The sequence below is a fragment of the Aerosakkonema funiforme FACHB-1375 genome (assembly GCF_014696265.1).
Classification (GTDB): domain Bacteria; phylum Cyanobacteriota; class Cyanobacteriia; order Cyanobacteriales; family Aerosakkonemataceae; genus Aerosakkonema; species Aerosakkonema funiforme_A.
Window position 1 is genome coordinate 26,184 of sequence record NZ_JACJPW010000086.1, and the last position, 9,983, is coordinate 36,166.

At 46.6% G+C, this 9,983-nt stretch carries 10 protein-coding genes; 7 read left to right on the top strand and 3 right to left on the bottom strand.

Going from position 1 to position 9,983, the window contains the following annotated elements; all coding sequences use genetic code 11:
* Positions 1-74: 74 nt before the first annotated feature.
* From H6G03_RS26550 to H6G03_RS39160, 4 genes are all read left to right on the top strand, one after another.
* A complete protein-coding gene (locus H6G03_RS26550; protein WP_190471101.1) occupies positions 75-797 on the top strand; it encodes a prepilin-type N-terminal cleavage/methylation domain-containing protein in 723 nt (240 codons plus the stop codon).
* A gap of 54 nt (positions 798-851) precedes the next feature.
* On the top strand, positions 852-1,943 hold the full coding sequence (locus H6G03_RS26555; RefSeq protein ID WP_190471104.1) for a PilW family protein: 1,092 nt from the start codon (positions 852-854) through the stop codon (positions 1,941-1,943).
* A gap of 48 nt (positions 1,944-1,991) precedes the next feature.
* Positions 1,992-2,579 (top strand): pilus assembly FimT family protein, encoded by a 588-nt coding sequence (locus H6G03_RS39155; protein WP_199315498.1) that lies wholly within the window; start codon positions 1,992-1,994, stop codon positions 2,577-2,579.
* Between the two features lie 125 nt (positions 2,580-2,704).
* On the top strand, positions 2,705-3,241 hold the full coding sequence (locus H6G03_RS39160; RefSeq protein WP_190471105.1) for a type II secretion system protein: 537 nt from the start codon (positions 2,705-2,707) through the stop codon (positions 3,239-3,241).
* A 102-nt stretch (positions 3,242-3,343) separates the two neighbouring features.
* On the opposite strand, the gene glgB is transcribed toward H6G03_RS39160, so the two are convergent.
* On the bottom strand, positions 3,344-5,671 hold the full coding sequence (gene glgB, locus H6G03_RS26570; RefSeq protein ID WP_190471106.1) for a 1,4-alpha-glucan branching enzyme: 2,328 nt from the start codon (positions 5,669-5,671) through the stop codon (positions 3,344-3,346).
* Positions 5,672-5,756: 85 nt separating this feature from the next.
* Between glgB and H6G03_RS26575 the strand changes: the two genes are divergently transcribed.
* On the top strand, positions 5,757-5,900 hold the full coding sequence (locus H6G03_RS26575; RefSeq protein ID WP_190471109.1) for a hypothetical protein: 144 nt from the start codon (positions 5,757-5,759) through the stop codon (positions 5,898-5,900).
* Between the two features lie 136 nt (positions 5,901-6,036).
* On the opposite strand, the gene H6G03_RS26580 is transcribed toward H6G03_RS26575, so the two are convergent.
* Positions 6,037-6,360: a hypothetical protein gene (locus tag H6G03_RS26580; RefSeq protein WP_190471112.1), complete on the bottom strand. Its 324-nt coding sequence runs from the start codon at positions 6,358-6,360 to the stop codon at positions 6,037-6,039.
* Between the two features lie 195 nt (positions 6,361-6,555).
* Positions 6,556-6,756, bottom strand: a complete 201-nt coding sequence (locus tag H6G03_RS26585) for a hypothetical protein (protein ID WP_190471116.1) — start codon at positions 6,754-6,756, stop codon at positions 6,556-6,558.
* Between the two features lie 257 nt (positions 6,757-7,013).
* Here H6G03_RS26585 and H6G03_RS37415 point away from each other — a divergent pair, with 257 nt between their 5' ends.
* Both H6G03_RS37415 and H6G03_RS26595 read left to right on the top strand, forming a co-directional pair.
* Complete coding sequence (locus H6G03_RS37415; protein ID WP_199317882.1) at positions 7,014-7,733, top strand: hypothetical protein; 720 nt, start codon at positions 7,014-7,016, stop codon at positions 7,731-7,733.
* 146 nt (positions 7,734-7,879) lie between these two features.
* Positions 7,880-9,856 (top strand): peptidoglycan D,D-transpeptidase FtsI family protein, encoded by a 1,977-nt coding sequence (locus H6G03_RS26595; protein ID WP_190471118.1) that lies wholly within the window; start codon positions 7,880-7,882, stop codon positions 9,854-9,856.
* Positions 9,857-9,983 lie beyond the last annotated feature (127 nt).

A 9,983-nucleotide genomic window follows, 5' to 3' on the forward strand; every position in this document is an offset into this window, starting at 1 on the left:
GGGATAAGAGGCAATCAAAAAATACCCATTCTCCCTTAAATATCACAAATATTGTCATAACGGAGGCTAAAACAATGTTAGGAAGAACACACTCAATTCAACCAAGAAAAAGTGGCAGGCTGCAATTAGAAATAATCAAACTCCTCCAGCCAAGAAAATCATCGCAAGGAGTAACCTTGCTGGAATGCTTGGTAGCAATTACTGTGGTTGCTGTGGTTATTTCATCGTTTACACCGCCAATCTTTCTAGCAGTAGGTACTCGCGTGCAAAACCGAAGAGCCGAACAAGCCTTACAATTAGCTCAAGCAGAGATAGATAGAGTCAGACGCATAGTAGAACAGGGCAGCTATTATGATTATGAGACTTGCCCAGCAGGAACTAGCAAAACCGCTTGTTTACCGCCCAAAGCAGGTATTTCCGATCGTGATTTTCGTCGCCAGTCAAAACCCTCAGCATTTAACGACAGTCCTGACTCAATAAATGCCACAACAGCTTTAAGAATTGATATCAACAACGATGGGAAACCAGACTTTTTAATGCAAAGTTATCGCAGTGAGGGAATTCAACAATCAGGCAGAACTGTTGCTTTTAATATGGGTGTAAGAGTATATGCTTATTTCGATACAATGAACTTTGGCGATCTGCAAGATCCGCCTGAGAAAGCTGCTAGTTTGAAACTTAGCACAGCACTTGGGGCTCAGAAAAAGCTACCTTTAGCAATCATATACACAAGCGTTGTAAAAAGCGATACCCCTGACTCTCAAAGCAGTTACAAGACATTTTTGGAAAATCAGTAAGCATTTTCTTTTTTATTTGGCAATCTTGAATTGATTGAATAGCGAGCAAAAACAATGTCTACAAAAATAATTAAGTCTCTGCTAAAACGAACACTATTTAAAGCTAAAAAAGGGAAAAAAGCGGGATTTACCATATTGGAACTTTTGGTAGCGATCGTGATATCCACTTTTGTCATTCTAGCGTTGATAGATATGATCACCGATCTATTGCAGTCAGAGCGTCGAGAATATGGTAGATCGGAAACTCAGAGAGAAATGCAAATGGCGATGGATTTTATAGTAAACGATCTGAGAGAGGCAGCTTATGTCTACACGAACGAACAGATTAATAATGCAAGGACTATTGGGGGTGTTGGTATAACTTCCTTAAGAGCTAATCTACCGTTTAATACTAAATACGAACCAATTTTAGTTTTTTGGAAACCAGAGCAGATTAATGACACTTCTCTTAATAGCTTAAATTGCGATAATTTTGGGTCTGCAAATGCCGATCCTGTTAATCCTAAAAGACAAGAGTGCGACCAACTAAAAATTCGGCGACGTGCTTATAGTTTGGTAGTTTACCTTCAAGTAAGAAACAGCGATGATAACCCCGATAATAGTAATAGATGGAAAGGTATTTCGCGAATTATGCGATACCAATTGTATAAGTACCCACAAAACAAACCAGATAGTAATTTGACAAAATCGGACGGATATACAGACCCTACAGAAAATAGCGTTAGCTTCGCTTCTTGGCCGTTTGATAGTAGCGGAGTCAAAATATCTAGCGGGAATATAAATACAAGCTCAACAGCGGTATTAGTCGATTTTCTTGATTATCCCGATCGCACTTCTCCTGGTGCAGACCCACGAGACAATTTAACAGTTGCTCCTTCTCAATGCCCAACAGAAACTAACTCTGACGGAACCCCCATATATAAAGCTATTCCTCCACAAAATAACCCCAATGGATTCACTAACCCCAGCTTTATGGCTTGTGTGAGAAGTGCTAGTAATCTGAGCGGGGATGTTTCTAATCAAGACATCGTTTTATTCCTCAGAGGTAATCCCACTGGTAAAGGAGGAATTAAAGTAGCACCACTTCTAGCGATCAAAACCCAAGCAGTAGCCCGTGGAGTTATTGATAAAAAACCTGCCCAATAAATATCTTAAGTAATTCCTTTACATATCCTGCTTTATTGAGGAAAAAAAATGAAGCCTATCTCAAAACAAGCAATAGCTGGTTTCACTTTAATAGAAATGCTCGTCGTTATAGCGATTGTAGGAATTTTGGCAGCAATAGCTGCCCCCAGTTGGCTGGGATTTTTAACTAGACAACGAGTAAATACCGCTCAAGCCGAAGCTTTTAGCGTATTGCGGGAAGCCCAAGCAAATGCCCAGAGAGAAAAGCGAGTTTGGCAAGTCTGCTTTCGCGATTACCCTGATACCGATGGCATAAATAGGGTGCAATGGTCTGTTCATTCTGTTCCGAATGAAATTTCTGATTTTAATTGTGCTAGCACTCAAGCTAACCCTTGGAACAATATGACTGGGGAAGATAGCGATAAAATTACCATTGATACCGCTAATACAACTCTACCAGCAGCACCTGCTGGCTACTACAGGATGAGATTTCAGTACAAAGGTTTGGTTCATGATGACGATCGGGCAGCTTTGGGAAGCAATGGAGTAAAAATCACGTTTAAGCCTCGCAATCAAGCAGATGGTTCGAGGCGTTGTGTTTTTGTTGATACCGTACTGGGAGCTATGCGTGCAGGTAATAATAATGATTGCCTCTAAAGTGGTCTATTAGATCGGCAAGTTATACCCAGTCGCTCATAGGGAAATCGAATATAAAAATATGGTTGCCGGATAGCTAGCTTAAGTCAGAAAATTGAATTAAGTGCATCTTTTGTGTTTATAAAATGAAATATACTTCCTCAAGTTTCGATAAGGGGTTTACCCTGGTCGAGATGCTTGTAGTTATTGCAGTGATTGGGATTTTAGCAGCGATCGCGGCCCCCAGTTGGCTAGCATTTTTGAATCGCCAGCGCCTCAACGCAGCTCAAGCTGAAGCTTTGAGTGCCATGCGCGAAGCGCAAATCAACAGTAAAAGAGAGAAGCGAGTTTGGCAAACCAGCTTCCGGACTCACAGCGATCGAGTGCAATGGTCTGTACATCCAGAAAACCTACCCACAGATAGTTTACCTTGGAACAACTTGCTGGGCGAAGATGCTGACAACATTGCGATCGACCCATCCAACACAACATTGTACACAAGCAATGGCATTCATCGAGTACAGTTCCAGTACAAAGGACACGTTAACGGACAGTTAGGCAGAATCACCTTTATTACTCGCGGTCAAAATAATTCTACCAACGCTCCCAAGCGCTGCGTTTGGGTCTCCACATTGTTGGGAGCGTTACGCACAGATAGCGATCGTAACTGTTTGCGAGATTAAGGGCTGGGGAAGAGGGAAAATATTAATTCTCCCGCTCTCCCACTCCCCCACTCCCCCACTCTCCCGCTCTTTCCCGACGCCCGATGCCCGACGCCCGACGCCCTACTCCTCCAACTCTTCCTCAAATTCCAGATTGGCCGCTTTCAGTGCTTGAGCCGTCTTCTCCTTATCCAGCTTCAAAATCAGCACCCCTAGCGGTGGCAAACACAGATCCAGCGAATGGTAATGATTGTGGTAAGTCCACTCATCAGTCCACTTACCGCCTAAATTCCCCATATTGCTACCACCGTAGTGACCGGCATCGCTATTAAACAGTTCCTTGTAAAATCCCGGTACAGGCACGCCCACCCGATAATGGCTGTGGGGCTGAGGTGTAAAATTACACACCGTCACCACAAAATTACTGGGGTCTTCCTTATCCCGACGTAGGAAGGAAACTACACTGTGGCGATTATCGCTGCAATCAATCCACTCAAACCCACCATCACCGAAATCCCAACTATACAGCGCAGGTTCGTTTTGATACAAGTGGTTCAGTTCAGTCATAAACTTCACCAGCTGTTGGTGCGCCTCAAACTGGAACAAATGCCACTCCAAATCTCCCCACACATTCCACTCACTCCACTGACCGAACTCCATACTCATAAACAGAGTCTTCTTGCCGGGGTGAGTATACATATAAGTCAACAAAGCTCGCACATTGGCGAACTTCTGCCACCTGTCTCCCGGCATCTTACCGATCAACGGACTCTTGCCGTGTACCACCTCATCGTGAGACAGCGCCAGCATATAATTCTCGCTGTGGTGATACCAAATACTAAAGGTAATGTTGTTTTGGTGAAACTGGCGGAACCACGGGTCCATGTGGAAATAATCCAGCATATCGTGCATCCAGCCCATATTCCACTTCAGGTTAAAGCCCAAGCCCCCCACATAGGTAGGCCAAGACACCATCGGCCAAGAAGTTGACTCTTCTGCGATCGAAAGAATACCGGGGAAGTAGCTAAAAATGACATGATTTGTCTGGCGCAGAAAATCAGCCGCCTCAATGTGTTCGCAACCGCCGTACTGGTTCGCCACCCATTCCCCATCCGGGCGCAAATAGTTGAGGTAGAGCATAGAAGCCACCGCATCTACCCGTACCCCATCAATATGGTACTTGTCAAACCAGAACAGGGCGTTGGCTACTAGGAAATTACGCACCTCATTGCGACCGTAGTTGAACACCAAAGTGCCCCACTGTTTGTGTTCGCCCTTGCGGGGGTCGGCGTGTTCGTAGAGGTGGGTGCCATCGAAGAATGCCAAACCGTGACCGTCTTTGGGGAAGTGACCGGGTACCCAATCCAGGATCACCCCAATACCGTTTTCGTGACATTTGTCAACAAAATACATGAAATCTTGGGGCGTACCGTAACGAGATGTCGGCGCGTAGAACCCCGTCACCTGATATCCCCAAGAGCCATCAAAAGGATGCTCTGCGATCGGCAATAATTCAATATGCGTGAATCCCAGTTCCTTAACGTAGGGAATCAACTTTGCCGCCAACTCCCGATAAGTAAGAAAACGAGCCCCCGGTCTGAGTTCCGAGACAACTACCACCGGCTCAGTTTCCCCATTTGGCAACTTAGCCGGTTCATCAGCAGCAGCGTGCAACCAGGAACCCAAATGGCATTCGTAGACAGCCACCGGTTTGCTCAGGGGGTCAGTCTGACGGCGCTTTTCCATCCAATCGCTATCGTGCCAGGTGTAGGTATTTAAATCTGTGACAATCGAAGCAGTTTTAGGTCGCGCTTCCTGCTGGAAACCGTAGGGGTCGCTTTTTTCGTAAATATGACCCGCATAGTTTTTGATTTCAAACTTATAGTGGACTCCCACTTCCAATCCCGGAATAAACAGTTCCCAAACGCCATTGACCAGTTTTCGCATCTGGTGTTTGCGACCATCCCACCAGTTGAAATCCCCCAAAACAGAAACATTACGCGCATTGGGAGCCCAAACTGCGAAATACACACCTTTAACGCCTTCCACCTCTGTTAGGTGCGCCCCTAACTTCTCGTAGATCCGATGGTGATTTCCTTCCCCAAATAAATGAATGTCAAAGTCAGTCAGCAACGGAGAGCGGAAGGCATAGGGATCGTAGGTGACCCGCTCGTGTTCTCCTTCTTTAATCCGCAGTTGATAGTTCGCTAATTCCGGTATATCTATGGTGCATTCAAAAAAATGAGGATTATGCACCGCTTGCATCGGGTATTGTTTGCGTTCCTCTGGCAGAACTACCCACACAGCGTCAGCATTGGGAAGGTAGGTTCGCACTACCCAAACAGTTTTGCCATTTTGCTCTACAGAATGGGGACCCAACACTTCAAACGGGTCTTGATGCTGATTCCAAACAATCCGGTCAATCTGCTCAGGAGCAATGGTCATGGACATGAGGCTACCTACCTAAGAGGAACTTACTGACTTGTTGAGACAGGACAGAGTTGCAAAAGCACTTTATATTTTTATACATTTTTTCATGTATTTACATCTTCTGCTAGAGGAGCGCCTGAATTACCCACAACAATATTGCGCCAGCGCTATTGTGGGCCTCCGGTATTTATGGCGATCGCGCTTGCCTATTGGCGGCCCAAATGCTTGTGCGATCGGGTATTGCCAATAGACATTTCCGCCAAAATAATCTTAAAAGCAGGCAGGATGGCTACCCCACCAGAATTTTTGCAGATATCTAATGCCCAGTCCCTCAAACTAGGCTTTTCCAGTACGAGTAGAGATCTATCCCCAAAGGCTAATGATTGCTAAAAATGCAAAAATGGGAAAAGTTTGCGGAGCGGATAACTTAAACGCAGCAAAAAGATTAAATGCTGCACTTCCGGATCGACTTGAGGTCTTTGAAATTGTGGTTCTCGCAAGCTTGCGCTTAACTGAGCGTACTCAGCGGCACTTACAGGTTTACCATCGATCGGCGATCGCGCTCCTGTAATAATTTCTGTCCGCAAAACTTCTTCCGGTGTATCCTCTGGCGGTGGTAAGGCTAGTATGGGCGCAGATAAAGCAAGCAGCACCGCACTAGAGGAGTAGAAAAACAGCAGTTTTCCGATATAGGGAAAAATTCTATTCATTAGATCCTCTTGCGATACTGCCTGTGTATTGGTTTAATACCAGCGCTGGTAACTTACAAACAAGCCCCACCTGGATTCAGTAGAATCAGGTGGGGTGATTAACCCCTTATCCTCTGATAACTTTTTGCTAAGGTTGATTACTTTGCTCAGTAGTCGGACTTATGCCAGCCGATCGTCAGAGTAGCGAAAACCAGCTTAGGGCGATTTAGTAGGAGCAGGAGTTGCAGGCGGTTTAGCCGGAGTAGCTGCCGGTGGGGCTGGTGGTTTGGCAGGCGGAGAAGCTGCTGGGGGAGAGGCGGGAGATGGACTGGTGGTATTTTCGCCACCGCCTTGACAGGCTCCCAACGTAGCCGCCAAGCCGAGTCCGAGAAACAAACTAACGATTTTCTTGTTCATACACTCCTCTGTTAACGATTGCGTCACAATTCGTAACTAGATGATGATAACAATACTTTATTTACTAAGCTAGCGTGCAAATACAACCCAATTTTTGTTTGGGAAGCAAAGCTACCACTTTTGACATGATACTGCAAAAAATGTGGATTATCTCTTAAAGAAGTCATTTTGTCCAGATTTGACAAAGACTAACTCTCGGATCTCGACAGGATACGTAAGATTATTTCCATTCGGATCTTCAAACTGAGGTGAGAAGATTGTTTAAGGGCAAAGATGGCTATTACAATCAGATCTCTACTCAGTTCAAAATCCCAATCCCGAAAAAATATGTGGAAATGGGAATGTATATCAGATTGGTACAGCATATGTCGATCGCCCCTAAATCTGTGTTTTCTGCCAAAAGGCTACCATTCAGAAGATCGGTTGTTACTGAAATCGAAGCTCAAAAAAAGGCGGTCGGCAGCAGATCCCAAAGCTCATTACGACAAATGGGAGACAAACAAGCTAAGCTGAAGCTAGAGCAGGCAGCGACAAAGCGCTCGCGCCCAGTCCGCGAGCCGGGATCGCACTCAATTAACGATAAAACTGTCAAAATTAAGCCTCAGTATGAATCTATACCAGCTTGGTTAAATGCTGCCATTTGGCTGCAACGCAGCTCGACAGTCGTAACTTTTTTCCTGGCAGGTGCGGCGCTCTTCGTTTACGGCGGGACAGTATATTCCCAGCAACTCTGGAGCCGAGAATACCGCAAACTGGAAATATTGGAGCGAAAAGAACGTCAACTGACGGCGGCGGGTGAAGTGTTAAAAAATAAACTTGCCGAGGGCGCAGAAAACCCCGATACAGGTTTGGTTTCCCCAACTCCAGAAAATAATTTGTTTCTCGTACCATCACCACAGCGATCGGTTCCTACAGAAAAAACGCCCGCCCCCTCAGTTTCCCATCCTCAGCTAACTCCAACACCAGTAGGGTACTAAAGAGAGTGGAAGTCTGGCAGAAAATGCAAGCCAATCTCCATCCCGCAGTGTTTGCGCTATCAATTGAAAAGAACTCAATCTAACTGGGAAGCATTCAGCAATAATTCACCAACAATTGTTATCGCCATTTTTGTACAGGTTTTGATATGGCTTCACCCGAGCCTCCCTCTTCTCGTTATGCTGGTAGGCGTCGCAGCAGAAACCCACAATCCAAGCTCAAACAGCCCCCTGGGCGACGCAAAAGCTCAGACAAGCAACAAGCACAGGTTGGGGCTAATTTAGTAGCTCCCATCGCCAAACTCCGCCAGCAAAATATCTCTGCTTGGGAACGCAAGTTTGGCGCAAACAAAACAGGCAAGATTTCAGCATACTCAGAAACCGATCGGCGATCGCACAATCCCAAATCTCAGCCACAACAAGCACCGTTGCACAGAATTATAGTAGTGTGGATCGTTTTAATTGTGAGTGGATTGAGCTTAGCCTGGAATTTGTATCGGCTGCAAGTTGTTCGCGGGCCTGTACTGGAAGGCAGAGCAAAGCAGCAACAAGCTGTTACCTTACGTCCGTATGTGCCTCGACGTCCCATAGTTGACCGCAATAACAACATTCTGGCAATCGATCGCCCAGCTTACACTTTGTACGCGCACCCCAAGCTATTTAAAACTTCCAAACAAGAAGTGGCCACAAAACTTTCCCCTCTGTTAGGTCGTTCTGCCGAAGATCTGGAAAAACTATTCAACAAAACAGAAAGTGGGATTCGCCTTGAAAATTCCTTATTGGAAGAAGTAGCCGATCGCATCGTCGCCTTGCGAGTGGATGGCCTAGAGTTATTGCCCCATTACTCGCGCCTCTACCCGCAGCAGGAACTTGCCGCAGACATTGTGGGCTACGTGGATATGGATCACATCGGTCAAGCAGGTATAGAACGCAGCCAACAAAATCTGTTAGAACGTTCCATCAAAGCCGTCAGGCTGAGTCGGACTGGAAATGGTGCGATCATGCCCGACTACGCGCCAATCGGAGTAATGAATACAGACGATCTGCGACTGCAACTGACTGTAGATAGCCGACTCCAACGCGCTACCCGTTCTGCCCTCAAAGAAAAAATTGCACAATTCCAGGCCAAGCGAGGTACGGCGATCGTTATGGATGCGCGGGATGGTGCCTTACTGGCAATGGTTTCCGAACCTTCCTACGATCCAAACCATTACTCCAAATATAATGTAGAACTGTTTAAGAATTGGGCGCTGACAGACCTTTACGAACCGGGCTCGACTTTCAAACCGCTCAATGTGGCGATTGCCCTAGAAACTGGAGCGATCGCACCCGACAGTACCTTTGTAGACAACGGCCTGATTCGAGTAGGGGGCTGGCCGATTAAAAACGCTGAGGGAGGCGGTCAGGGACGACTGACGATCGCTCAGATTTTGCAAGTTTCCAGCAACGTCGGTATGGTGCAGATGATGCAGCAACTGAAGCCAAGCGTTTACTACGGCTGGCTGGAACGCCTGGGACTGGGGCAAGCAGTGGAAACAGACCTGCCTTTTGAAACATCCAGTCAGTTAAAAAGTCAAGAAGAATTTACCTCTTCGGCCATTGAACCTGCCACCGCCTCTTTCGGTCAGGGATTTTCCATCACTCCCCTCCAACTGGCCCAACTTCACGGTGCGATCGCCAACGGTGGTAAGCTGGTCAGTCCCCATGTCGTTCGGGGTCTATTTGACTCCAAGGGACAAATGCACTGGCAACCGACACTCCCAGCACCGCGACCGATCTTTTCACCCAAGACTAGCCAGACGGTCTTGGAAATGATGGAAACCGTAGTCAGCAAGGGGACAGGAAAAACCGCACAAATTCCCGGATATCGCATCGCTGGCAAAACAGGTACAGCCCAAAAAGCCAGTTCTACTGGTGGTTACTCCGCCAACGCCAAAATCACGAGTTTTGTGGGCATCTTGTCGGTTGACTCTCCTCGTTATGTAGTTGTAGCTGTAGTAGACGAACCGAAAGGCAGAGTCTTTGGTTCTACCGTTGCAGCACCAATGGTCAAATCAATTATGGAATCCCTGATTGCGATCGAGCAAATTCCACCCAGCCGGAAGGGCATAAAGGATAGGGGATAGGGGCTAGGGGAGAGTGGGGGAGTGGGGGAGTGGGGGAGCGGGAGAATAAATCTTTTCCCTCTTCCCTTTTCCCTCTCCTTCTTCCCCTAGCCCCTAGCCCCTAGCCCCTAGCCCCTAGCCCCTAGCC

Excerpts from the sequence above, each read along its gene's own strand:
- H6G03_RS26550 (WP_190471101.1), top strand. The coding sequence starts at position 75 with ATGTTAGGAAGAACACACTCAATTCAACCAAGAAAAAGTGGCAGGCTG.
- H6G03_RS26555 (WP_190471104.1), top strand. The coding sequence starts at position 852 with ATGTCTACAAAAATAATTAAGTCTCTGCTAAAACGAACACTATTTAAA.
- H6G03_RS39155 (WP_199315498.1), top strand. The coding sequence starts at position 1,992 with ATGAAGCCTATCTCAAAACAAGCAATAGCTGGTTTCACTTTAATAGAA.
- H6G03_RS39160 (WP_190471105.1), top strand. The coding sequence starts at position 2,705 with ATGAAATATACTTCCTCAAGTTTCGATAAGGGGTTTACCCTGGTCGAG.
- glgB (WP_190471106.1), bottom strand. The coding sequence starts at position 5,671 with ATGTCCATGACCATTGCTCCTGAGCAGATTGACCGGATTGTTTGGAAT.
- H6G03_RS26575 (WP_190471109.1), top strand. The coding sequence starts at position 5,757 with ATGTATTTACATCTTCTGCTAGAGGAGCGCCTGAATTACCCACAACAA.
- H6G03_RS26580 (WP_190471112.1), bottom strand. The coding sequence starts at position 6,360 with ATGAATAGAATTTTTCCCTATATCGGAAAACTGCTGTTTTTCTACTCC.
- H6G03_RS26585 (WP_190471116.1), bottom strand. The coding sequence starts at position 6,756 with ATGAACAAGAAAATCGTTAGTTTGTTTCTCGGACTCGGCTTGGCGGCT.
- H6G03_RS26595 (WP_190471118.1), top strand. The coding sequence starts at position 7,880 with ATGGCTTCACCCGAGCCTCCCTCTTCTCGTTATGCTGGTAGGCGTCGC.